This is a genomic window from Paenibacillus taichungensis (assembly GCF_003287275.1).
GTDB lineage: Bacteria > Bacillota > Bacilli > Paenibacillales > Paenibacillaceae > Paenibacillus > Paenibacillus taichungensis_A.
Genome location: NZ_QEVW01000008.1, coordinates 50,319 through 74,064, shown reverse-complemented (window position 1 = coordinate 74,064; position 23,746 = coordinate 50,319). Strand labels below are relative to the sequence as shown.

Genomic DNA, 23,746 nt, shown 5'->3' with positions numbered 1-23,746 from the left:
CTTACTTCGCCTCCTTAAATTCTTTAACGCCGTCGCCTACTCCGCATACATAGAACTCGCCTTTGAGACTGGTACGTGCTTCATATGCCGCTCCAACTTCGCTTACAAAACGCTCTACATCGTCCTCATGCACAAGGGAAACTGTACATCCGCCGAATCCTGCTCCGGTCATGCGTGCACCCAGAGTGCCTGGAATTCGTTGAGCTTCTTCAACCATCACGTCCAGCTCTTCGCAACTCACTTCATATAGGTAACGAAGGGATTCATGAGAAGCATTCATCAGCTTACCGAAAGTCTCCAGATCGTTATCACGCAGTGCATCCACTGATGCAAGTACACGTGCATTCTCTTCCACGACGTGCTGGGCACGCTGTCTTACCTTCTCATCCTTGATATGATCCTGCAGTGTAACGAATTGTTCAGGTGTAAGTTGCGCCAGATAGTTCAGTGCAGGCAGTTGTTCTTTCAAAATGGCAAGTGCCTGCTCACATTGGGAGCGACGTTCGTTGTAAGCCGAGTCCACCAACCCTCGGCGTTTATTCGTGTTACCAATGACCAGCTTGTAGGCGCCGGTACGGAATGGCACTTTTTCATATTCAAGAGTGTCGCACATCAGCAGGATCGCATGATCCTCTGCTCCATTAGCTACAGCGAACTGATCCATGATGCCACAGTTGACGCCAACAAATTCATTCTCTGCCTTCTGGGACAGCAGTGCCAGTTGCACCGTATCAATATCCTTAACACCTTCAACTGACTGGATGGCATACCCGGTAAGAACCTCCAGCGATGCGGAAGAGGAAAGTCCTGCGCCGTTCGGAATTTCTCCATGATAGAGGAAGTCATAACCTTTGGTTACTTTTACGCCTTTACCTTGCAGTTCTACCATGACGCCTACCGGGTAATCCGTCCATTCCCCTGTTTTCTCCTTACCAATAGAGGACGTATCCAGCGTTCCTTCATAGGACATATTCGTGGAAGCCAACTGCAACTTGTTGTCCTCACGCTCACGGATAATCAATGTGGTACCGAATTCAAGCGCTGCCGGAAGCACGTATCCCCCGTTGTAGTCAATGTGCTCACCGATCAGATTCACCCGCCCAGGGGCATGGAATACACGGATGTCCGCTCCACTCTCTCCGTACTTGTCAATAAACTTTTGTTTCAATTCATTTATGTTCATTGCTGCTGCACCCCATCTCAATGTTGTTGGTTTTCTTAATGTAATTATACAAGAAGGCGGTTCCTCTTGAAATGCAACCATGTGTGTTCCATATGGATAAATGTGACCTTTCGACGTATAATGAATGGAACATCCAGGAAGGAAAGGAATGTCATCATGACTGAACAACGTAAGGAAGCTCCAACGGGGGCAACGGGGGATCCGATAAAACAAATTCCAGAAACCTCTGGCAAAAGTGGAGCTCTCAGCTATTCGGTTGCCTCCAATCCTGTTTATTATGAAAAAGGGGCATTGCATGTCCTCTTTGCAGGGGCAAGCCAGACCCTTCCCGGTCACGCCCTTGGCCCGAAGCTATACGATTATTATCTATTGCATTATGTAGAAAAAGGAGCCGGTACGTTCCGTACTGAACTACATACCTACGAACTGTCCGCAGGAGACTGTTTTCTCATTCAACCGGGACAGCTTGTAAGTTATCAATCCCATGCCCGGCATCCCTGGCAATATCGCTGGATGGCCTTTACCGGCAGCCAGGCTGCGAAGCATATAGAGGAAGCAGGCTTCCGTCCGGAGAAATCCGTCTTTCATGCAGGTCCTTCCTGCGGTATTACAGACTGGTTATCCGTGATGCAGACGGCTTTTGCCGAGCGAAAAGAAAGCTCTCATTTTACATCACTGGGTACGTTATATATGATTCTAGCCGAGGCACAAAATCACCTTTCTCAGGGTCAAACCTTAATACCAGGTGAATCCTCCATACGACGAACGGTAAAACAAATGATTCAATACATGTCTACCCAATATGCCTACCCTGTCTCGATTGAGCAAATGTCAGCCAGTCTTGGCTATAATCGTGCGTACCTTTCCCGCATTTTCAAACAGGAGACCGGACTATCACCAGTCACCTACCTGCTTAAACTGCGGATCGATAAATCGCGCCAGTTGCTGCGGGAACGTCCGGATCTGTCCATCGAACAGGTATCCGCCTCCGTGGGCTTGCCAGATGCGCTGTATTTCTCCAAACAGTTCAAGCGATTCCATGGGGAAGCACCTAGTCTGTACCGGGAGAATATTCTTAATAGTCCCTTGCCTCAAGGTTCTCGCCAAGTACCACCGCACCAGAGATAACCCTGTAATCAAAAGTAGGATCTCCTATTCCGTAGGTCTACATAATAAAGGAACAAAAAAGGTGCATCCCGCCATTATGGCTAAGATGCACCTTTTGAACTTTATTTATGATCCGGTTCCGGACGGAGAATCGATTCAATGCGTTCTAATTCCTCTGAGGAGAATTCCAACTGACTGAGAGCAGCGACATTCTCTTCAATCTGCGAAGGACGACTTGCACCAATCAGTGCAGAAGTTACCTTGCCATCACGTAATACCCAAGCGAGTGCAAACTGGGCCAGACTCTGACCACGTGATGCTGCAATTTGATTCAGAGCACGAACTTTGCGCAATGTCTCTGGCGAGATGTTGTTTTCATTCAAAAATACAGACGGGCCTTTGGCACGTGAATCTTCTGGAATGCCATTCAGATATTTGTTGGTGAGCACGCCTTGTGCCAATGGACAAAAAGCGATGCTGCCTGTTCCATACTCATCAAGTACATCCTGCAGTCCATCCTCAATCCAGCGATCCAGCATGGAATATTTGGGTTGATGAATTAACAGAGGTGTACCCAGGCCTTTGAGAATTTCGGCCGCCTGCTTCGTCTGTTCTGCAGGATAGTTGGATATGCCGACATACAAGGCTTTGCCGGAACGTACAATATGGTCCAACGCCATCATCGTCTCTTCCAGAGGTGTTTCGGGATCATAACGATGAGAATAAAAGATGTCTACGTAATCGAGACCCATTCGCTTCAAGCTCTGATTGAGACTGGAAACCAGGTTTTTACGAGAACCCCATTCACCGTAAGGTCCAGGCCACATATAGTACCCGGCTTTGGTGGAGATGACGAGTTCATCTCGATATGGCTTCAGATCCTGTGCCAAAACCTGACCGAATAACTGCTCTGCCGAACCTGCCGGCGGACCATAATTGTTGGCAAGGTCAAAATGCGTAATGCCAAGATCAAACGAACGGGTAATCATATTTCGGCCGTTCTCCGCATTATTAATGCCACCAAAATTATGCCATAACCCAAGTGAAATCGCTGGCAGTTTCAATCCTGAACGTCCAACGCGGTTGTATTTCATTGTTTCGTAGCGTGCATCGCTGGCTACGTAGACCATCATGAATCCCTTCTTTCCCCAGGTTCCGCCTCTAGTACCCGGTCCGTATGCCGGAGAATGCGGTTATTCGGATAATGTTGACTTACGTTTAACCAAGAAGCTGGTCCACCTTATTCATTACCTCACCAATAGGGTCTGTAATCAACAAATCAGCCCGCCTGTCGTAAGCCGTAGGTGTAGCGTTAAGCAAGACCGTATGTTTCCCTTGAAAATACGTAATCAATTGTGCGGCAGGATACACGGTTAGTGAAGTTCCACCAACCAGCAGCAAATCCGCTGAGGACAGTGCATCAACCGAACGATATAATATCGTCTGGTCCAACTCCTCTTCATACAGCACGACATCCGGTTTGATCACGCCACCACAAGCCGTGCAACGAGGCACCTTATCTTTTGCGGTAATAATATCATCCAGCCCATAAAACCTCTTGCAATCCATACAAGCGTTTCGATGGATTGAACCATGAAGCTCCAAGACATTGCTGCTGCCAGCCTTTTGGTGCAGCCCGTCGATATTTTGCGTGATAACCGCCTGAAGTTTTCCTTCCTGCTCCAATCTGGCGAGCAGTCGATGACAGCCGTTGGGCATCGCATCGGGATGAAGCATTTTGCCTCGATAAAAATCATAAAAAATATCCGCATGCTGGTCAAAAAAATGTCGGCTCAGCAGCTCTTCCGGTGGATAGGGTGAATGCTGCTCTGTCTGGTATAAACCAGCCGCAGAGCGGAAGTCGGGAATCCCGCTTTCCGTTGAAGTTCCGGCTCCTCCGAAAAAAACAATATTTGAACTTTCATTAATCCAGGCAGCCAGTTGTTCTGTTGCGTTCATCCTCTCTCCTCCTTTACGAGATCACCCCTGTGAGGAATGTTCAGAGATGATTTTTAACTCATGATAATGTTGGATAATGGTATCAGCGTCATGTAAATAGTGACTTTCCTCGATTGCTGGACAGAAACCAATCTTACAGGACACCCCTGCGTTACGTCCCATCTGCATATCTCCATTGCTGTCACCGATCACAACAGCCTGCTCAGGAAGAATATGTAATTCTCGGCAAGCCAGAACCGCAGCCTCTCCATCCGGTTTGCCCCGCGTCACCCGATCACTGCCAACAATCGATGTAAAATACGACCGGATGCCCATCCACTCTAGATGTTCCTCGGCAGCAGCTGTGCTGTCCGAAGTGACCACTGCCATCGGAATCGATGCTTCCTGGCAGCTCTGCAAAAATGCATTTAATCCAGGCAGCGGTTCAGCCATTTTTCTCTGCCTTACCTCATCCATGGCGATACTGGAAAAACGGCGAATCATAGTGATCGCTTCATTCCATGGCATGCCTGCTGCATACAACTGCCCAGCAAGCAAACCATTGCTCTCGTCCACCGTGGCAATAGCCAAGGGTCCTTGAAGATCATATCCGATCAGACGACCTTCACGATCGCGGATCGTACCCAGAACTTGCTCACGCTCCACCGTGAACGAGGCCCCAAGCTCTAACAGCTGTGACTCCAGCTGATTCAGCAAAGACTCTGCCCACGGCCCCCATAACTGTAAGAAATCCAGTAATGTTCCATCCTTATCAAAAAGAATGCCTCGGCAGGGAACTTGCTTCTCACGGATTTGAAGCATGGACATACGTATCACCTCCAGTTCCCTCTGCTATGGATTAGTCCCTTTCACCGTTGAACTTGCAGGTTACTTGATTGTATCCAGCCAACCTAGAGTCGTTTTAACCGTTTGGGACAGTTGCTCCTCTTCACTGACTCCAGGTTCGCCGTCACCGCTCTGATGGCCATAGTCACCAAACTGTGAATGGTTGCCACCTTCAATGGTGTAATACACCGTATCTTCTGGTAAATATGCCCGACCATTCTGATACTTTGTTGCATTCACAACTTCATCATTCGTACCCAGTATGGATAACGCTGGTATCCCCAATGACTTCACACTGCCTTTTTCATCCGGATAGGATGCGAGGAAAAAGATGCCCTGGAGTGCATCAGGATGGGAAGCCGCATAACGTGCCGCCATCGATCCACCAAGAGAGTGGCCTCCCATAACAAATTGTTCCTCCGGATAAGCTTTAATAATATCATCTGCGAGATTCTGCTTGAGTACCGCCAGATTAACCGGCATTTTCGCAATAATGGTATGATGTCCTGCTGCGGCAAGTTCATGGGCAAGAGGTGCATAACTTTCCGGTTTAACCAATCCACCTGGATAAAAAATAACACTCACCCCAGCAGATTTGTCCGGTACAAAATCAATCCAGCTGTCTTTTTCAGTTACTGTCACCTGATTTGCAGTTTCTATTGCTGTCTGAGCCATCTCCTGTGGTCCATAAGGCGTAAACAGCTTCCAGGCCACAAACCCACACCCAATGACAATGAGCGCCAGAAGAACGAGCAGGAATTTCCCGATGCCCCTTTTCTTACGCCCTGTATTATATCGGTTTCTCAACATTCATCACCTTTCTGCACTTCCGCAGGTGCCGCGGCTTGCAGAATGGGAGCCTTCATTCCTGAGGCTCCCATTCTGCATCATTCATCGCTATTCAGCCTTGGCCTTGCGGTAAGCATCCATATATTGTTCCGCTTTGCGGCGAACATGACTCAAGTCCCCCGTCTTCACTGCTTCCGCTGTAAGGTCCGACCCAATACCTACAGCAACGGCGCCTCCCTTGATCCAGTCACCCAGATTGGACAAGGAAACCCCACCGGTTGGCATGAAATTCGCTTGCGGCATAGGTCCCTTCATTGTTTTAATTATAGATGGATCGTAGAGATTACCCGGGAACAACTTCACAATATCCACGCCTAGTTCCAACGCACGTTGTACATCCGCAATGGTCATCACCCCTGGAAGAATCGGAATCCGATACAAGTTGCAGATTTTCACAGTGTCCGGGTTCAGAGAAGGACCTACAACAAACTCGGCACCTGACATAATCGCGGCACGCGCTGTCTGGGGTTCAAGCACTGTTCCAGCTCCAATAATGGCAAATTTCTCTGGATCTTGTGTGTTCCAATGGTATACACGGCTTAATTTCTCGATGGCTTTGAGGGCACTAGGCACTGTCATCGTAATCTCGATAATCTTGATGCCACCCGCGATGGCTTGCTCGGCCATGGCGATAACCTGATCAGCAGAATCTGCACGCAGAACCGCAACAACCCCACTGTCCGTTATTTTTTGCAGCAGCTGAAGCTTCTTCATTTCATTCTCTCCCTTGTCAATGTGGTTGTCTATTACAAGCCTTACATTAATGAACGAAGATGAGACATCTATGATATCAGCAGCGACTAGCGCTCAACATGAGCTACATTGTTCAGCTTGGCCTCGACCTGCTCCCACGTCGGGAGCGCCTCCCAATCGCCAACAGCCTGTATAACCATGGAACCGGTCAAATTCCCGAGACGGGTCGCCTCCTGCGGAGAATATCCTTTAATAAGTCCGGACAAAAAGCCCGCACAGAATCCATCTCCTGCCCCGACCGTATCCAGGACATGATCTGCCTTGAAGTACGGAACTTCCGTTAGGGTACCATTCACCAATACGTAGGTCAAATCAGGACCGCCCTTAACGATGCAGACTGCTTTCATGGCGGACAAACGCTCAAGTACTTTTTGATCATCTTCCTCGTTATACAGAAGTTTCATCTCGTCCAGACCCGGCAAGAAATAATCAGCTTGCTCAGCCAGACGAAGCAGAACAGGCCGCGCTTCTTCAGCTGACCACAATTTAAGACGCAGATTCGGATCAAAACTCACTTTCACACCAGCCTGCTTGGCTATATGTATAGCAGCTTCAACAGTAGCAAGTCCCGATGCGCTTATTGCTGCAGTGATGCCTGTAACGTGAAGGATTTGCGCACCCGCAATATAATCCGGGTCCAGGTCTTCAGGAGTAATTGCACTTGCAGCGGATAGCTTCCTATAATAGTGCACCGAGGCTTTCCCGGAAGCGTTCTCACGAATCATCAAACCGGTGGACTCTTTCTCACTCATCCTTGCTCTGGATACATCTACACCTTCACCACGAATAGCCTTCAAGATCATGTTACCGATCGGATCATTACCCAGACGGCCAAACCAACCACTGGTATGCCCAAGCCGGGATACACCAATGGCCAGATTACTCTCTGCGCCACCAAATGATTTGTCTAATGTCGCTGCATATTCGAGGCCTCTTGTATCCTTTGCTGTCAGCAAACCCATGCTTTCCCCAAACGTAACAATTTCAGGGCTTCGGCGGGTATTCGTCGACATGAATTCTCCCCTCCTTATATTTACAATTTCTCATCTTCTTTCCCCATTGTCAGCCTCTATGCAACCGTTGTCAATCCCGGAGCGTTCATTTTGTTGTCACAGCTTTGAGAAAGGATAGCGCTTTCTCATGTGAAATATATCACAATGAATACTACACATCCATATTACCCTTATTACAGAACCAGATTGCAATCGCCAAGGGTTATCAGGGGGGCTACAACATGAACAAACCGACTAACATTCACAACGATCAGGATTCCTTTTTTTACAACTTGCGCTTTATGCTTATTGTCTGTGTACTAGCGGGCAATGCTCTCGAACCAATCATTACGCGTTTTGCAGGAGCAGAGGCTCTGTTTCTGTGGATATATACGTTTCACATGCCGCTGTTTGTATGGGTAACCGGCTACTTTGCCAGACATTCACTCAAAGGTACATCTGGCCGCAATGTGCTTAAACAGATTGCATTACAGTACCTTCTGTTTCAGTCCCTCTATGCAGTAATGGATTTCACCGTATTCCATACACCGCATATGCGTTTGTCTTTCTTTGCACCTTATCTATTGCTCTGGTTTCTGGCAAGTCATTTTTGCTGGCGACTGTTGCTTCGTCTCACACTCTCTTGGAAACCGATCTACAGACTACTCGGTGCCGTGATGCTGGGGGTATGTGCCGGATATTTACCCATTGACGGTTTCTGGCTGAGCTTCAGCCGAACATTTGTATTTCTTCCTTTCTTTGTTATCGGGTATGACTACGGAGCGTCCATCCGCTCCCGTTTGCGATCCGGCTGGGGTCGTAAAATTGCAGCTACGTTGTCTGCTGCTCTTCTTGGTTGGATCGGACTCGGAGGGCTCAACATTTCACCAGGCTGGTTACTGGGAAGCATGACTTACGCAGAGCTTGGACATCATGAGTGGTTTGCAGGAATTTATCGCCTCGGAATTTATGCACTTGAAATCGGGTCAGGCGCATTATTTCTCGCATGGGTCCCTCCATTAACATCCAGATTGACTGAATTGGGACGACGCACGCTGTATGTGTTCCTTCTACATGGATTTCTCGTTCGCTTGGCGGTCTGGTCCGGGGTTTACAACTATATGGAGACCAGCTTGTACATCCCGGTGATTGTCTCCATTGCGTTACTGTTCGCTGTAACGCTGGCCCACCCAGCCATCCGTCATACCTTCCGCCCTCTCATTGAGCCCGATATTTCCCGCTTCCAGTTCAATCGTCAAGGGGTATTAAAACGTTCAGCATCCTGGTTCAGATGAACTGAAATCCTGCTCCTTACCATCCAAATCGACTTGTTTCAGGCTGGAAAAGTTGTGGTAAGTAGGAATACGCGCTACAACAATCTACTTATGATATAAGGAGTGATTTGTAATGGCACGTCCACAGACGTCTGAACACAAAATGAGTCGTGAGGAAGCCGGTAGGTTAGGTGGCAAGGCCACATCCAAAAAGCATGATCGGAGCTTCTACCAAATGATAGGTAAAAAAGGTGGTGAAGCGACTTCAGATGCGCATGATTCTCAGTTCTATAAGGAAATTGGACGCAAGGGTGGAGAAGCAACTTCCGAAACTCATAATAAAGAATTCTATCGGGAGATTGGCCGCAAAGGCGGGAGTAGTTAGCCAATCCCCATGGGCAGCGGCGAAAGATCACCTGAGCCCGTGCATCAAATCAAGAAAGCTTCATTCCACTAATGGATTGAAGCTTCTTTCTATTGAATTGTAGAAATATGACGACGGTTGTGATAGACTCTATAGAAAAACCGGGTTGTTCACGGGTTTAAAGCAGCAAAGAACTTCACAAACTACGGGAAGCTCGAAACCAGTATCACTGGTCTATTTTTTTAGAGTACGGATGAAATTAAACGACAGATGCACTGCCATTTATATTTCCATTCATGTTGCTCAATATTATAAATTTGGGGGGAAATACACCATGTCAGCCAAGAAGATGCGTTCCGATATGATCAAAAAAGGTTTTGACCGTGCACCGCACCGCAGTTTGCTCCGCGCAGCGGGCGTTAAAGAAGAGGACTTTGGCAAACCATTTATTGCCGTATGTAACTCTTACATCGATATCGTGCCCGGCCATGTCCACCTGCAGGAATTCGGTAAAATTGTAAAGGAAGCTATTCGTGAAGCCGGTGGCGTTCCATTCGAATTCAACACCATCGGAGTTGACGACGGAATTGCCATGGGACACATTGGTATGCGTTACTCGCTGCCAAGCCGTGACATTATCGCGGATTCCGTGGAAACCGTTGTATCTGCACACTGGTTCGACGGCATGGTATGTATCCCGAACTGTGACAAAATCACACCAGGCATGATGATGGGTGCACTCCGCTGTAATATCCCTACCGTGTTTGTCAGCGGTGGTCCAATGAAGGCAGGTCGTGACAGCAACGGTAAAGCATTGTCCCTGACTTCCGTATTTGAAGGCGTAGGTGCTTATCAAGCTGGTAAAATCGATGATAAGAGCTTGCTTGAACTTGAACAGTTCGGTTGTCCAACATGTGGATCATGCTCCGGTATGTTCACTGCGAACTCCATGAACTGTCTGGCTGAAGCGATGGGACTGGCTATGCCAGGTAACGGAACCATCCTGGCTGTTGCTCCTGAGCGTCGTGAGTTTGTTAAACAATCCGCTAAACAACTGATGGAACTCATCAAAATGGATCTGAAACCACGTGATATCGTTACTGTAGAAGCCATCGACAACGCTTTTGCACTGGATATGGCTATGGGTGGTTCCACAAATACGGTACTTCATACATTGGCACTGGCTCATGAAGCAGGCATCGAGTATCCAATCGAGCGAATCAATGAAGTTGCTAACCGCGTTCCTCACTTGGCAAAATTGGCACCTGCTTCCGATCTTCACATCGAAGACGTTCACAATGCGGGTGGCGTAAGTGCTGTTCTGAACGAATTGCTCAAGAAACCAGGTGCTATTCACGGAGACTGCATTACTGTAACGGGTAAAACGATCCGTGAGAACGTTGAAGGTCAGGAAATCCAAGATACAAATGTCATCCATCATCTGGATAATCCGCACTCGGAAAAAGGCGGACTGGCTGTATTGTTTGGTAACCTTGCACCACAAGGAGCTATCATCAAAGTCGGTGCTGTTGACCCATCGGTTGGCGGATACCACAAAGGTCCTGCTATTTGCTTCGACTCCCAGGAACAAGCGCTTGAAGGCATTGCGAACGGCAAAGTTAAAGAAGGACATGTTGTTGTTATCCGTTATGAAGGACCGAAAGGCGGACCAGGTATGCCTGAGATGCTCGCTCCTACTTCCCAGATCGTAGGTATGGGCCTTGGTGCCAAAGTAGGTCTGATCACCGACGGACGCTTCTCTGGCGCATCCCGCGGAATCAGTATCGGACATATCTCTCCGGAAGCTGCTGAAGGCGGTCCAATCGCTTTTGTTGAAGAAGGAGACATCATAGAACTTGATCTGAACAACCGCATCATCGAATTGCATATCAGTGACGAAGAATTCGAACGTCGTCGCGCAGGTTGGAAAGGCTTTGAACCGAAAGTAAAAACCGGTTATCTCGCTCGTTATTCCAAACTCGTAACGAATGCAAGCAACGGCGGCGTACTGAGTATCTAATTCAAGTAATATCTGGTGAATTTCTATACCAGAAACATAAATAAAGGGTTGCTCTTCAGCCGACTTCGGCGAAGGGCAACCCTTTTCTTTATTCATTTCGCAATCAGTTTCGTTCAGGTACAAGATCCTGTTCAGGAACCAACAATTCCTCTGATGACTGTTCCGCTGTTGCTGCTACCAATGCGTGCTGACCATATCGATCCAGCAGCACATCAAGCGGCATGGCAATCATTTTTGGAACCAATTGTTCGGATCGCTGCTTCAGTCGTTTTGTTCCAGCCGGATGAATGACGCTTAGCAGAAGTTTCAGATACACTTTGGATGCAGAACTGAATGGCCCAGGAGCCAACTCCCGAACCGTAAACCCAAATTTCTCCGGTCCCCGGTTAATCATACTCACACCGTACAGAGCCTTGGCTGAACGAAGTTCAGGTTCAAGTGCGACCTGCCGGGCCAAATCAGGAAGTTGCTGTTCCATGGCCCGAATCATGCGAATGGCCAGATGCATACTTGAGCGTGATGTCATACCCAGATCGAAAAGCTTTTTATTATCAAAATGAAGTTCAATAACCGGATCTCCGTTACGAATGACATGACCGTCGTTCATTTCAACCAATGCTCCATGATATACGCGGGAGCGGTAGTGTAATAATGGGTCCTCTGGTGATGCAGTATGCAAATGGTATACCCAATGAAACAACTTCTCCCAGCCTAGCCATAACGCAACAACCATACGTTTCCAAGGTGATAAAAGTGTTTGTGGTTGACCTTCATTTTTAGATTCGCTCACCGTAACGCCTCCCATCAACGTATCGATGCGTACACTGTGCAACTGCTGCCTGTTTGCTTCCTGCAATACGACTTCGAGCGCCTGAAGCATCTGCTCCGGCGCGTGTGCATCAGCGCCGAGGGTAGTCCCTCGATCATGCAGTAACATGACCTCTCCGCCCCTTAGCTCCTTCAACATTCGTTCCGTCAATTTCTCAACGCCCACACTGCTTCTCCAGTCCTCAAACATGGACGACCACAGAATAATACGGCGATCTTTTTTACTGAAGAAATCAAACAGATTCATAATGCCCCATGGTGGACGATAATAACAAGTTCTTACCCCGGTTACCCCTTGAATAATCTGACCTGTTCGTTGAATCTGATCTCGAACCGTACGTGGCCGCATCAACCAATTGGTTTTATGAATATAATTATGAATTCCGAGAAGATGACCTTCCTCATGTATGCGCTGGATGAGCTCGGGATGACGGGCTGCATGCTCCCCGACTACAAAAAACGTTGCCTTTGCTTCATACTGACGCAGTAAATCAAGCAATCTGGGCGTGTATTCCGGGTCCGGCCCATCATCAAATGTTAAGGAAAACTCCGTCTCACTTCTCCCGCGCCTGAACACACGAAAACCGAAAAGTCTGCTAACCAAACTCGGAATAAAGGCGTAAAACGATGAAATGTACAATAACCACAGTAATATGCTCTGAAGTAAATTTGTCATGCTACAAACTCCCCGCTTCTCTTGCTGAATTACCGTGCCATAATATAGCACTAACCAAAATAAACCGCCTTTAATTTTATCATAATTCAGCCTTTTCTTGAATCCTCTTTTCCCAAAAAGATTGCTATCGTGTACAATAAATGCATCCTAATTTTTACCTTAATGACGTATAAAGGAGCCCTGCCCATGCTGCCGCTTTACAAAAAATACGGGCGCACCGTCTTTGACATTGCGCTGCTCGTATTAACCGTGTACTTTATCATGTACGGTTTTAGTCGATTATATCAATTGGCTGCGCCAGTTTTTCTTTCATTTATAGTGTATTGGATGATCGAACCTCTGGCAAGATTTCTACATCGTAAAGGATTGCCCAAAACCTTGGGTGCCGCCGTTTCAGTATTATTGTTTCTTGCAGTTATTGTTGCTGCTTTTTTTGGATTGGGGTTAATTATCGTATCCCAAATTTCTAATTTGCAGGATAATTTCCCTTATTATATCGAGTTGATTCAGCATGAATTCACCAATCTGGTTTATTTCATCCAGGACAAGTCTGATGCCTTACCTAACGGAATAACCGATAAGGTTAATGACTATTTTGCGACACTGACCGGATTCCTGTCCAAATGGGTAACCAGCGGTGCGCAATTCGTCATCGGTTTTCTCAGTTCATTTTCTTCGTTTATTACTAATTTCGGGATTGCCATCATTCTCGCGTTCTTTCTCAGCATTGAGATTGAATCCTGGCGGAAATTTGCCCGCGCCAAAACACCAAAAACGTTAAAGCTGGCTCTTGAATTTATGCGGAATCATGTGTTCAAGACGATCCGTTCGTATTTGAAGGCTCAGATGATTATGATGCTGATTACTTTTGTATTGATTTATGCAGGCTTGTTAATTCTGGGAACTGCCAATGCCTTCACCATCGCAGCCATCTGTGCCGTTTTTGATCTCGTTCCATTGCTGGGTGTTCCTGTTATTTTCATCCCGTGGATTGTGTATCTGTTCATTGTGGGAAATAGCAGCCTTGCGATTGGCTTAATTGTAGTCCTTGCTGTAACCATGCTGACACGCCAACTGCTGGAGCCCAAAATATCGGGTAATTCAATCGGGGTTTCTTCCGCTTACTTGATGCTTTCTTTTATGCTGATCTCGCTCTCTGTCTTTGGTCTGGCTGGTGTGGTATTGTCTCCCGTGCTGCTGATTCTGCTCAAAGAACTGCTGCAACAAGGATATCTCCAGCAATGGATTCATTTGCCGAAGGATGAATTCGAATCTTCCCCTTTAGTGATGGACACACCGGGCAGCACCACCCCTGATACGAATGTTGAGCCTTCGGTGCAAGAGCCTGCTTCTCCCGGTAATCACGAGGATTCAGCCAAATAGTCCATCACTTTTCTGAACATCGCCGTTGCTTGATGACGGCTGCTTGGAGCAACGTTTTGGACAAGGACAGCTACAGCATATTTGGGTTGTTCCGTAGGCCCATACCCAATAAACCATTGATGGTTACGTTTCTCTCCGTGCTGCTGTACCTGTGCTGTGCCTGACTTCCCTGCCACCTGCCACCGTGCATGTTGCAGGGATTTTCCCGTTCCGTCACTAACAACCTTCTTCATCCAGGATAACAGCTGATGCGCTGTAGCTGGAGAGATCCGTCCTGCTGAAGATGGTGAATCATGTATCGGCATATCCAGCATCGTATCTCCATCGGCATATCGGATACGCTGAACGAGGCGTGGAGCGCTCACTTTGCCATCATGCAAAAGCGTAACGATCAAATTGGCCGCTTGTAAAGGAGTAACCAGAACGTCCCGCTGACCGATAGCCGTCTGTACCTTGGCTCCTTCATCCTGAGGAGAGACGGAAGGCAGTCTCACTCTTCCTGCATCCTCATGATCGAAATGATGCAGCACCGGCATACCTGAAGCCTTCTTTCCCTCCCAACCAACTGTACGTGCCAATCCCAAAGCATCCGCCGTACGTTCCAGCTGCTCCATACTGAGCCGACGTGCAGTCTCAGCAAATACAATATTACAAGACTCGGCAAATCCCTGCTCCAGATTCAATGTCCCATGCCCATGCTCCTTCCAGCAGGACAGACCGTATTTCCCAAACTCGCCATCACAATGGAAAGTTTCCCCTTTGGATACAGCGTGATATTCCAGTGCGGCCGCTGCTGTAACGATTTTGAATATGGAACCCGGTACAGCGCCCTGCACGGCACGATTTGCCCAAGCCGTTTGTTTAGGGTCCACATGCTGCGGATTATAGAACGGCGCCGAAACCATTGCACGTACGTCTGCATTGGCTGCATCCAGCACAACGATAGCCCCTTCCTTCATTCCGGACTTCTGCACAATCTGCTCTATCCCTTGCTGCACATCGATATTGATCGTCGTCTCTGCACGCAATGGGTAGTGTGTATTGGAGGGTGCAATCACGCGTGGCTGGATATCCTGAATAACTTCTCCTGAACCTGTAACCATACGTGTTAACAAGGTAGGCCCAATGCCCATCAATAAAGGTTCCATTGTTCTTTCCAGCCCAGCTGCTCCAGATTTCATGGCAAAAGGCTGCTTGACCTCATTTTTGTGACCCAACCGTATATTTGAGAATCCAGGCTGTTCAGCAAGATAACCCAACCATTGCATGCCCGTAGCGGCTTGTCCATATCTTGTCATAAAAGGATACACACTCGCTCCGTCTGCCTTCAATTCACGTAGTCGGGCAACCTGAGAATTGGTCAACGTTCTGGGCTGGTTGGCACCTGCAGTCCAGAAATGGGGTGCGTTTCCTTGATTCCATTCCTTTTGTAACGACTTCACATCAGTATGTAAGAGAGCAGCCAATTCCTTAACCTCCGAATCTGCCATTATGGATGGATATGAATGACTTGTTTGATTTGGATGCGGAAAAAGGACCAACCCCCATTCCAGCTTGCCTGTTAAGGGTTGACCCTTATAATCGGTAAATTGGCCTCGTCCCGTATCCAGTACCACTCCTCGCTCTCGCTGCAATACGGACATTTCACGAACGGTACGTTGGAATCCTGGCATCGTGCGGTTGATTTGAACGCCCTGAACCCAAGCTAAACGAATCATAAGCAAAATAAATAAACCCGTAAGAAGAATACATGTAATATAAATGCGCCGCTTCAGTTGTAAAAGCATCAGGACACCCCGTTCAGCGTTTTGGCATAGTATTCTTCATTCGGAATGGAATTATTCGGTAACAACAAGAAAACCTGTCCCATATTAGGGACAGGCTTCTCAATTGAAGCAAACAGGTTCGAATTAGACTGTAAAGCGAGACAATGTATCTTTCAATTCTGTGGACACATTCTCCAGTTTTGCAGACAAATTCACCAGTTGGTTACTGATATTTTGTTGTTCACTACTCAAGGAGGCAACTTCCTGGGACGTTGCAGAAGATTGTTCAGCTACTGCGCTGACATTACTCATCGCTTCGGACAACGTACCTTGAGATTGATTCAAATCTCCGATTGAGCCGGTGACCATGCTCAGACTCTCAACAAAAGCACCCATTTGTTGCTGTACTGAAGCAAATATTACATTGGTATCTTTTACGGCATCCATCTGTTCCTTAAATAATGGATAAGCTGCAGACAATTGATCCACCGTCTCATTCATTTCGGTCATAATCTTGTCAGTAATGTCGCCCACCATATCAATGGACTGTCTGGATTGTTCAGCCAACTGACGAACCTCATTTGCTACCACCATGAATCCGCGTCCAGCTGTACCGGCACGAGCGGCTTCAATTGTTGCATTCAAGGAGAGAATATTTGTTTGTTTGGTAATATTCTGCATGACGTCAAGCACCTTCAGAACAGAGGACGTGCTCTCTTTCAAGGAATCTACCTTATTTACCAACGCACCAATCATTTCTTCTGTCTTCTGCGTTTTGGTCATCAACTGGTTCAAATGCTGTGTACCTGTTTGACTGGATTTCTCTACATGACGGGCTGAATCACCCATTTGTTCATTCGCGGCGACCACACTCTCCATCTGACGGGAGATATTGTCGGTCAATTCGTTTCCACGCTCCGCTTCTGTTGCCAGACTGCTTGCTCCACCTGCAATTTCTTCAGTGGCTACGGCAATCTCTGAAGCGGAGACTGCTGTTTTCTTGGATGCGCTGCTCAGCTCAGAAGCGGTATCCAATACTTCCTGTGCGGAACGGTTGGTTTGCTCCACAAGTTTCGTAATTTGCTCCATCATCAGGTTGAATGCAGCCGATAATTGACCAATTTCATCCTGGGAGCTATAAGGTGTACGCACCTTGAGATTCCCTTTTGCACCTTCTTGCATCAGATCTTTCAATTTGCCCATTGGGCGGGCAATCATGCGAACCATCCAAATACCGATCAGTATCGCAATAACGGCATCAATCAATGCCATCCACAAAGTCAGTGTAAGAATACCCTTGGCATCTTTAACCAGGATCGAAGTTGGAACCATCCCGATCAGTTTCCAATCGGATGTATCCATGGTGCTGTATGATGCCAGCATGTTGGTTGAATTTCCATCCATTGTATACTCCGTATTCGTGCTGCCGGATTTTTCTTTCAAATCTTTTATAAAAGCCAAATCCGTATCTTTCCCTGTACGATCAGCAATCGTTGAAGCTACTACCTTGTTGTCCGGAGCAATGAGCTGGAGGACTGCGCCTTCACCCAAGTCAAGTGATTTCAATTGCTGCTCCAGAACCTCCAATTTCAATTCAATGATTAACACATAGGACTGGGTTGTCCCTTGCAGATTCTTCATTGAACGGGCAATTCGGAACGTTGGTGTGCTGCCATCCTCTTTGACTTCCGTTGGAAGCCAGCGATATCCACCTGCTTGTACCAACTCGTCGTACCAGCTCTCATTCCGGATGTCGCCCATGGAAGAACTGCTGTTACCTGTGCCCATGGTAGACCTTGTTTCGTCTGTAGGCACAAGATAAATCGCTTCCATAGATTTATTCGTAAAAGCAATATTCGATAATTGTTTGTTGATGGAGCTTGAATTCACAAACGTATCATATGCCGACAAATTCTTATCAGACATCTTCTGAAGCAAGGACTGCATTTCCGGATCGAAGAAAATTTGTGTGGATGTATCTACGAACCGTTCCAGGATAATGTCCATTTTTTGTTTGGTTTGTTCAATGGTTTCCTGATTTGATCGGGATGCATTCTTCTCAATCGTATCTTTGGCTTTTGCATAGGATAATAGACCTAGACCAATGACAAAAAACATGATTCCTACGAAAAAGACCAAAAACAGCTTAACGCCTACCGATTTAACGGGATTAGCCTTCTTAATCTGCGTAAACGTTGTTCCCCCAACATCTTTCCAGTTTTGATTCTTCAACTGGTTTTTGGTCTTGTTCCACCCCGACTTCAGCTTACCTGAGCCCAATGTAAAAGACTTTTTGCCTGAGGTATCCCCTGTCTTACTTTTAACACCTTTTTCTTTCTTCACTTTCTGAACCTTCTCGGGCTTAACCTTCTCGGGTATTGTCAACTCTTCCCCACTGTCCTTCTGCTTCTTTTGAACCAATCCCATTCACCTGCCAGTAATTTACTTGTTGGATTTTTCTTTCTCTCCCCTATAAATATGTAGTATTCGACAGCTTTCTCCTTTCCCCTTTCGTTTTCTCGAAATTTATTACAACTTTTTTCCTATTTTTCTATAAAAAAAAGACCCCCATATACCGATATACGGAGGTCGAATTTGTAAATTTTATAACACTATATTGTTAAAACATAACATTATTTTGTTAAAAACTAGGCATTTGAACCTACTTCTTTTTTCTCATCATATCAAAGTAGGAAACAGGTTGATCCACCTTCATTTTTACACGCTGTAACGGGTGACGGGCTGCATCGATTACGTTGCCTTCTTCATCCTGTAATTCCCCAACCACCTGTTTGAAAAAGTGGCCTCCTGGACCGAAAAATTCGATCTCCTGTCCAGGTTTGAAATGATTGCGCTGTTGAATGGTCGCCATTCCTGTAGCCGCATCATAGTCCATAACCAATCCGGCAAAGTCGAAAGGTACCGCTTTTTCTTCCGGTTCATAGATGTGATCCTCATGATCCGGTGTATCATAGAAAAATCCGGTATTCAGTGGACGATTCGCTGCCTTGTTCATTTCCTCTACCCACTCAGGCTTCAATACATAGTTCTCCGGGTCAGCCATATAAGAATCGATAGCCTGACGATATACGTTAACCACAGTAGCCACATAGTGAATCGACTTCATGCGGCCTTCGATTTTGAAGCTATCCACACCAACATCAATCAGCTCAGGAATATGCCCAATCATGCACAGATCCTTCGAACCCATGGAAAAAGAATTGTCCTGCTCCTGGAATAGGGGCAGCTGGTTCTCTCCCAATTTGAATGGTGCAGGTGCCTGCATTTGCATTTCTTCTTCGCTGACCCACACGGTATCTTCCCGGGCATCTTCAAACAGATCATACTTCCAGCGGCAGGATTGGCAGCAGCCACCCCGGTTGGAGTCACGATCCGTAAAATGGTTGGACAACACACAACGTCCGGAATAGGACGAGCACATCGCTCCATGAATAAAGGCTTCAATCTCGATATCCACATTGGCCTTGATTTCTTCAATTTCTTCAAAGCTTGTCTCACGTCCAAGAACGACGCGCGGAAGGCCTTCATCCTTCCAAAACTTCACAGCTTGCCAGTTCAGAGTGGATTGTTGTGTACTCAAATGCACTTCCAGACCCGGTACTGCACGCTGAGCCACTTCAATAATTGCTGGATCTGCTACGATAATAGCTGCAATTCCTGCATCATACAAGTTTTGCAAATACGCTTGAATACCTTCGATATCTTCATTATGCGCATAAATATTGGTTGCCACGAAAACTTTGGCTCCATATTTTTTGGCAAATTCCACACCTTCACGCATTTCTTCAAAGGTAAAGTTATCCGCGTTGGAGCGCAATCCGTATGCCTGTCCACCGATATACACAGCATCTGCACCATAATGGATTGCAAATTTCAGTTTTTCCAGATTGCCCGCCGGAGCAAGCAACTCCGGTTTGTCCAGACGGTTACGTTTACCCGAGAACTTCCGCTGTACCGCCACTGTTTCCATGTTGTTCACCTCGTCTATTAATACACCTGTTCTTTATAGAAAAATCCAAACGACAATTCCCGTTCAGGGTCCTGCAATTGACGAACCTCGTCCAGCCATTCCTCACAAAATGCATAAGCATCGGCATCAGCCGCATAACTGTCCAGAGCTATACGGTATGCACGTACAACAGCTTCGTTATACGCAAGTGGTTTTAACATACCCTCAATTTTAAAGCTGTGTACCCCGGCCTCCATCAACAGATGAAGATCTTCGAGAATACAGATATCCTCCGAACTCATGATATGAGTTCCGTTCACATCTTCATAGATCGGAAACTTCTCATCCCGGCGTTCAGCCTCAATCAGAAATAAACCACGTTCTTTACCCAAATGCCCTTCTACAGGACGCCCTTGATGGGACATATAACTTTGCACCAGACTCCGTTTGGAATGATAAATGTTCGTCATGCCATGAACCTGTACCTGAGCTTCCACCTTCAAAAATGGAACCATTTCTGTCAGCTCGTCCATATTCAATTCCCGAGCAAGCACAACACGACTCGCCCCTTTGGTTCCCCAGTAGTTGGCTGTTGCATAGTTGGTCGATGTCATCTCAGCGTTCCAGTGCAGCTGGATATGAGGAGCATGCTCCTTAATAGCGGCGAGCACAGATGGGTCGTTGAACTCCACCCCCTGAATACCGATTTTACCCAGTGCTTGAACATATTCAGGTAATTCCTTTAGCAACTCATTGGACATCAGATTGTTCATAGACACGTATACACGAGCCTGATGTTTCGCTGCAACGGCAACGACTTCTGCTGTTTCTTCCACACTGAAGCTGCCAGGAAGACGCATGCCGAAGCGATCATCCCCAATTAACAAAGCATCTGCTCCTGCTTGGAGCAGCACCTCTGCCTCTTTCACATTTGCCGCCGTAACGAGCAGTTCATGTTTCGTACTCATATACATCCCCTCCGCTTATTGCGCAGCCTTACTTTTGGCTATATTTTGCTGATGTTCCTTATACGTTTTGGCAAACAAATGTCCGAATGTACCATCCTTCTTGGTCACATAGAACAGGTAATCCGAAGCTTCCGGTTCCAACGCTGCCTCAATGGATGCCAGACTTGGACTTGCAATCGGTCCTGGTGGCAGCCCTTTGTTCAGATACGTATTATAGGGACTCTGTACCTTCAGATCCTTGAAAAGCAGTCTGGCCTTCGGCTTATCCAGTAAATACTGTACTGTCGCGTCGATCTCCAGTTTCATATCCTGCTTGATCCGATTATAGATCACACCTGCCACAAGCGCGCGCTCCTGATCCACCACGACTTCTCTCTCGACGAGCGATGCGATCGTTAACACTTCATGCAAAGACAGATTTCTCTCCTTGAGTTTGGATGCCAAATCAGGGATAGAATCAATTTTGGTCTGGAATTCCTCAAGCATTCGCTGCATGACCTCTTGAGTAGAACTTCCCTCTTTGAGCTCATACGTCTCCGGGAACAGATATCCCTCCAGCACATATCGCAGTTCTTCATCCACTGGAATGTCCTTGATGATGTCGATATCAAAAGCAGATGGATCATTCGCAAGCTTGAGAAATTCTTCACGATCCACAATTCCCTCAGCAGATAGTTTGTCCGCCATTTGCAATACTGTATATCCCTCAGGAATAGTAAACTTGACCATGGATTCAGGCACAACCTCACCGTTACTCAGTTTACTAATAATCTCATCGTATGACACACCTGGATTTAAGGAATATGTACCTGCCATAAAATTCGATCCTTGTTTCTTCCATTTCAGGTATCCCTTAAAGGCTAAACCACTTCGAATTAGACCTTCCTGCTCCAACTGGTCGGCAATTTTGGAAGTTCCTGACCCGCTCTTGATCTCGAAAACGATCGGTTCTGTGGATGCTTGTACGGGACGCATCATGCTCCAGACATATACACCTGCGCCTCCGACAACAACCACGATGATAAGCAGAAAGACTAAAATCGCTTTTCCTTTCAAAAAAGACACAACTCCTTTACACAACCAAAAAGAGCGGACTTCTCCGCCCTTCCGGTTTCTTCAATTTGAAGCTGATCAATCAATCTTCGTCAATGGGGAGTGTACACTCATCATACAGTTCAGAGATGTTCTCCCACTCATCATCATCGTCAATCGTAACTAATTCCGGCATGATCTGGCCTTCACTTCCCGGTAAAACCCGCAGAAGTTCAACTTCGTCATAGGGACGTAATGAACTGCGGAGCACCGCATACTGTTGGCCCTTCACTTCAAACTCGGCCAGCAGGTCATACGGATGCGATTTACCGTTCTCTTCTTCCAGCTCAACGTGAGCACCAAAAGCCAGACGCAGCGAATCTGTCCATTTCAAGTCTTCGCGGCTGTATTCTGTCATTTAGTTCGCTTCCTCTTCATCTTCTGCAAGAAATGTATTAAACGTCTCCTCGACGATATCCCATTCGGCATCATCTTGGATGACGAAAAGTTTAATATCGTCGCCCTCTTCTTCATAACGGAATGCATAAACATCCGTCTCTCCATCTTCGGGTTCAACCGGAGCAACCATCATGTACTTGGCCTCCGAACCGTCCACTTCGAATTTCATGATGACTTCGAATTCCTCTTCATTACCCTCGTCATCCGCAATGTAAATAATCTCCGATTCTTCTTCCATACCCAGTTGATCTTCAGCCATTGTTGATCCCCCTCACCTTTTACTATTGGCATCCAAATAATTTTGCAAAATCAAGCTTGCGGCCATTTTGTCCACAACCTGCTTGCGTTTTTTGCGACTGACATCCGCTTCAAGCAACGTTCGTTCTGCTGCCATGGTTGTCAGTCGTTCATCCCAAAGGTGAACAGGTAAATTCAGTTCGCCCCGCAGGCGTTCGGCAAAAGCAATGCATATTTCACCACGCGGCCCTACGGTGCCGTTCATGTTTTTGGGAAGTCCGACAACAATCTCGCCGATCTCATGCTCACGCACAAGCTCCGCAATCCGAGCGAACTCACCTTCATCCCGGCGGCGTTCAAGTACTTCCAATCCCTGGGCAGTCCAACCGAAGGCGTCACTAGCGGCAACTCCGATTCTCCGGTCCCCATAGTCCAAACCTAATATTTTCATCCATGCTCTCCCATCCTCAAGCCTGCTCAGGTCGAACAATATTCGCCTTCTCAAGCTTCAGGCTGTCTTCTGTCGGTTCATTTCCCGCTGCCTGCATAGCTGCATCACAGCGGAAGCGGTGTACATTACCGGTGATTGGCCAGATAAGAACGAACAAGCTCTTCAATCAGCTCATCACGCTCTTTTTTACGGACCAGACTGCGTGCATTGTTGTGACGAGGGATGTATGCGGGGTCTCCAGAAATCAGATACCCGACAATCTGGTTAATAGGATTATACTCCTTATCCACCAGTGCATCATATACCGTGAGAAGAATCTCTTTGGAGGATGCTTCCTGCTCGTCGGCTTTCACATTAAATTTAACCGTCTTATCCATGGAGTCCATTGATGACACCTCGCTCCTGCATGAACATGGGGACCATGTCCTGCCGAATTGATTTCTGCTTATATAATAACATATTCTGACTGCCACAAGTAAACAAAGGATAAGCCAATTGTGTTTTTTGCTTGTCCTTTACTGGCTTCAGCATATTGCATCATTCGATTCCACTCGCTCTCGGGTACAAAAGTTGGACGGGAAGAAGCATCCCGATCCAACCACCGTATAAACGAACAGAACCGTTCGAACTATAGTTTTGGCGTTTGAAAG

The 23,746-nt window shown here is 46.9% G+C and carries 21 protein-coding genes and 1 pseudogene; 5 read left to right on the top strand and 17 right to left on the bottom strand.

Annotated features, from left to right (window positions below; all coding sequences use genetic code 11):
- Position 1: 1 nt before the first annotated feature.
- A complete protein-coding gene (locus DC345_RS12995; protein ID WP_113053739.1) occupies positions 2-1,183 on the bottom strand; it encodes a galactokinase in 1,182 nt (393 codons plus the stop codon).
- 156 nt (positions 1,184-1,339) lie between these two features.
- Here DC345_RS12995 and DC345_RS12990 point away from each other — a divergent pair, with 156 nt between their 5' ends.
- Positions 1,340-2,311 (top strand): AraC family transcriptional regulator, encoded by a 972-nt coding sequence (locus DC345_RS12990; protein ID WP_113053451.1) that lies wholly within the window; start codon positions 1,340-1,342, stop codon positions 2,309-2,311.
- A 101-nt stretch (positions 2,312-2,412) separates the two neighbouring features.
- Here the strand turns inward: DC345_RS12990 and mgrA are convergent, their stop codons facing one another.
- From mgrA to DC345_RS12960, 6 genes are all read right to left on the bottom strand, one after another.
- The gene (gene mgrA, locus DC345_RS12985; protein ID WP_063566864.1) at positions 2,413-3,420 is read right to left on the bottom strand and encodes an L-glyceraldehyde 3-phosphate reductase; all 1,008 of its coding nucleotides are present in this window, start codon (positions 3,418-3,420) and stop codon (positions 2,413-2,415) included.
- 88 nt (positions 3,421-3,508) lie between these two features.
- Positions 3,509-4,249 carry an NAD-dependent protein deacylase gene (locus DC345_RS12980; protein ID WP_113053450.1) on the bottom strand — a complete coding sequence of 247 codons (741 nt, stop codon included), beginning with the start codon at positions 4,247-4,249 and terminating at the stop codon, positions 3,509-3,511.
- 21 nt (positions 4,250-4,270) lie between these two features.
- Complete coding sequence (locus tag DC345_RS12975) at positions 4,271-5,056, bottom strand: HAD family hydrolase (RefSeq protein ID WP_113053449.1); 786 nt, start codon at positions 5,054-5,056, stop codon at positions 4,271-4,273.
- A 60-nt stretch (positions 5,057-5,116) separates the two neighbouring features.
- Entirely contained in the window at positions 5,117-5,884 is a 768-nt protein-coding gene (locus DC345_RS12970) for an alpha/beta fold hydrolase (RefSeq protein WP_113053448.1), read from the bottom strand.
- An 87-nt stretch (positions 5,885-5,971) separates the two neighbouring features.
- A complete protein-coding gene (locus tag DC345_RS12965) occupies positions 5,972-6,637 on the bottom strand; it encodes a bifunctional 2-keto-4-hydroxyglutarate aldolase/2-keto-3-deoxy-6-phosphogluconate aldolase (protein WP_063566860.1) in 666 nt (221 codons plus the stop codon).
- 86 nt (positions 6,638-6,723) lie between these two features.
- The gene (locus DC345_RS12960) at positions 6,724-7,689 is read right to left on the bottom strand and encodes a sugar kinase (RefSeq protein ID WP_113053447.1); all 966 of its coding nucleotides are present in this window, start codon (positions 7,687-7,689) and stop codon (positions 6,724-6,726) included.
- A 221-nt stretch (positions 7,690-7,910) separates the two neighbouring features.
- On the opposite strand from DC345_RS12960, the gene DC345_RS12955 reads away from it, so the two are divergent.
- The 3 genes and pseudogenes from DC345_RS12955 to ilvD all read left to right on the top strand — a co-directional run bounded on the left by DC345_RS12955 (position 7,911) and on the right by ilvD (position 11,326).
- Entirely contained in the window at positions 7,911-8,963 is a 1,053-nt protein-coding gene (locus tag DC345_RS12955; protein WP_113053446.1) for an acyltransferase family protein, read from the top strand.
- Positions 8,964-9,075: 112 nt separating this feature from the next.
- Positions 9,076-9,324, top strand: a pseudogene (locus DC345_RS12950) (KGG domain-containing protein); the annotation flags it as partial.
- 316 nt (positions 9,325-9,640) lie between these two features.
- The gene (ilvD, locus tag DC345_RS12945) at positions 9,641-11,326 is read left to right on the top strand and encodes a dihydroxy-acid dehydratase (protein WP_113053445.1); all 1,686 of its coding nucleotides are present in this window, start codon (positions 9,641-9,643) and stop codon (positions 11,324-11,326) included.
- Between the two features lie 103 nt (positions 11,327-11,429).
- Here the strand turns inward: ilvD and DC345_RS12940 are convergent, their stop codons facing one another.
- Positions 11,430-12,830: a polysaccharide deacetylase family protein gene (locus DC345_RS12940; protein ID WP_113053444.1), complete on the bottom strand. Its 1,401-nt coding sequence runs from the start codon at positions 12,828-12,830 to the stop codon at positions 11,430-11,432.
- 186 nt (positions 12,831-13,016) lie between these two features.
- Here DC345_RS12940 and DC345_RS12935 point away from each other — a divergent pair, with 186 nt between their 5' ends.
- Positions 13,017-14,213, top strand: a complete 1,197-nt coding sequence (locus tag DC345_RS12935; protein ID WP_113053443.1) for an AI-2E family transporter — start codon at positions 13,017-13,019, stop codon at positions 14,211-14,213.
- Here DC345_RS12935 and DC345_RS12930 read toward each other — a convergent pair.
- The 9 genes from DC345_RS12930 to DC345_RS12890 all read right to left on the bottom strand — a co-directional run bounded on the left by DC345_RS12930 (position 14,192) and on the right by DC345_RS12890 (position 23,482).
- Positions 14,192-16,000, bottom strand: coding sequence for a peptidoglycan D,D-transpeptidase FtsI family protein (locus DC345_RS12930; RefSeq protein ID WP_181586576.1), 1,809 nt, complete (start codon positions 15,998-16,000; stop codon positions 14,192-14,194). The two genes, DC345_RS12935 and DC345_RS12930, sit on opposite strands and share 22 nt — an antisense overlap.
- Before the next feature lie 123 nt (positions 16,001-16,123).
- The gene (locus DC345_RS12925) at positions 16,124-18,406 is read right to left on the bottom strand and encodes a methyl-accepting chemotaxis protein (protein WP_258530645.1); all 2,283 of its coding nucleotides are present in this window, start codon (positions 18,404-18,406) and stop codon (positions 16,124-16,126) included.
- 235 nt (positions 18,407-18,641) lie between these two features.
- Positions 18,642-19,970, bottom strand: a complete 1,329-nt coding sequence (locus DC345_RS12920; RefSeq protein WP_113053442.1) for a peptidase U32 family protein — start codon at positions 19,968-19,970, stop codon at positions 18,642-18,644.
- A 17-nt stretch (positions 19,971-19,987) separates the two neighbouring features.
- Positions 19,988-20,917 carry a peptidase U32 family protein gene (locus tag DC345_RS12915; protein WP_113053441.1) on the bottom strand — a complete coding sequence of 310 codons (930 nt, stop codon included), beginning with the start codon at positions 20,915-20,917 and terminating at the stop codon, positions 19,988-19,990.
- 15 nt (positions 20,918-20,932) lie between these two features.
- The gene (gene mltG / locus DC345_RS12910) at positions 20,933-21,973 is read right to left on the bottom strand and encodes an endolytic transglycosylase MltG (RefSeq protein ID WP_258530644.1); all 1,041 of its coding nucleotides are present in this window, start codon (positions 21,971-21,973) and stop codon (positions 20,933-20,935) included.
- 79 nt (positions 21,974-22,052) lie between these two features.
- Positions 22,053-22,367 (bottom strand): DUF1292 domain-containing protein, encoded by a 315-nt coding sequence (locus DC345_RS12905; protein WP_024633076.1) that lies wholly within the window; start codon positions 22,365-22,367, stop codon positions 22,053-22,055.
- Complete coding sequence (locus DC345_RS12900; protein WP_024633075.1) at positions 22,368-22,667, bottom strand: DUF1292 domain-containing protein; 300 nt, start codon at positions 22,665-22,667, stop codon at positions 22,368-22,370.
- Between the two features lie 12 nt (positions 22,668-22,679).
- Positions 22,680-23,096: a Holliday junction resolvase RuvX gene (ruvX, locus tag DC345_RS12895; protein WP_076287768.1), complete on the bottom strand. Its 417-nt coding sequence runs from the start codon at positions 23,094-23,096 to the stop codon at positions 22,680-22,682.
- A gap of 125 nt (positions 23,097-23,221) precedes the next feature.
- On the bottom strand, positions 23,222-23,482 hold the full coding sequence (locus tag DC345_RS12890; protein WP_024633073.1) for an IreB family regulatory phosphoprotein: 261 nt from the start codon (positions 23,480-23,482) through the stop codon (positions 23,222-23,224).
- Between the last annotated feature and the right edge of the window lie 264 nt (positions 23,483-23,746).

Coding starts and splice junctions, on each gene's coding strand:
- DC345_RS12890 (WP_024633073.1), bottom strand. CDS start 23,482: ATGGACTCCATGGATAAGACGGTTAAATTTAATGTGAAAGCCGACGAG.
- DC345_RS12960 (WP_113053447.1), bottom strand. CDS start 7,689: ATGTCGACGAATACCCGCCGAAGCCCTGAAATTGTTACGTTTGGGGAA.
- ruvX (WP_076287768.1), bottom strand. CDS start 23,096: ATGAAAATATTAGGTTTGGACTATGGGGACCGGAGAATCGGAGTTGCC.
- ilvD (WP_113053445.1), top strand. CDS start 9,641: ATGTCAGCCAAGAAGATGCGTTCCGATATGATCAAAAAAGGTTTTGAC.
- DC345_RS12975 (WP_113053449.1), bottom strand. CDS start 5,056: ATGTCCATGCTTCAAATCCGTGAGAAGCAAGTTCCCTGCCGAGGCATT.
- DC345_RS12915 (WP_113053441.1), bottom strand. CDS start 20,917: ATGAGTACGAAACATGAACTGCTCGTTACGGCGGCAAATGTGAAAGAG.
- DC345_RS12930 (WP_181586576.1), bottom strand. CDS start 16,000: ATGCTTTTACAACTGAAGCGGCGCATTTATATTACATGTATTCTTCTT.
- DC345_RS12990 (WP_113053451.1), top strand. CDS start 1,340: ATGACTGAACAACGTAAGGAAGCTCCAACGGGGGCAACGGGGGATCCG.
- DC345_RS12925 (WP_258530645.1), bottom strand. CDS start 18,406: ATGGGATTGGTTCAAAAGAAGCAGAAGGACAGTGGGGAAGAGTTGACA.
- DC345_RS12920 (WP_113053442.1), bottom strand. CDS start 19,970: ATGGAAACAGTGGCGGTACAGCGGAAGTTCTCGGGTAAACGTAACCGT.
- DC345_RS12935 (WP_113053443.1), top strand. CDS start 13,017: ATGCTGCCGCTTTACAAAAAATACGGGCGCACCGTCTTTGACATTGCG.
- DC345_RS12940 (WP_113053444.1), bottom strand. CDS start 12,830: ATGACAAATTTACTTCAGAGCATATTACTGTGGTTATTGTACATTTCA.
- DC345_RS12980 (WP_113053450.1), bottom strand. CDS start 4,249: ATGAACGCAACAGAACAACTGGCTGCCTGGATTAATGAAAGTTCAAAT.
- DC345_RS12900 (WP_024633075.1), bottom strand. CDS start 22,667: ATGGCTGAAGATCAACTGGGTATGGAAGAAGAATCGGAGATTATTTAC.
- DC345_RS12970 (WP_113053448.1), bottom strand. CDS start 5,884: ATGTTGAGAAACCGATATAATACAGGGCGTAAGAAAAGGGGCATCGGG.
- mgrA (WP_063566864.1), bottom strand. CDS start 3,420: ATGGTCTACGTAGCCAGCGATGCACGCTACGAAACAATGAAATACAAC.
- DC345_RS12995 (WP_113053739.1), bottom strand. CDS start 1,183: ATGAACATAAATGAATTGAAACAAAAGTTTATTGACAAGTACGGAGAG.
- DC345_RS12955 (WP_113053446.1), top strand. CDS start 7,911: ATGAACAAACCGACTAACATTCACAACGATCAGGATTCCTTTTTTTAC.
- DC345_RS12905 (WP_024633076.1), bottom strand. CDS start 22,367: ATGACAGAATACAGCCGCGAAGACTTGAAATGGACAGATTCGCTGCGT.
- DC345_RS12965 (WP_063566860.1), bottom strand. CDS start 6,637: ATGAAGAAGCTTCAGCTGCTGCAAAAAATAACGGACAGTGGGGTTGTT.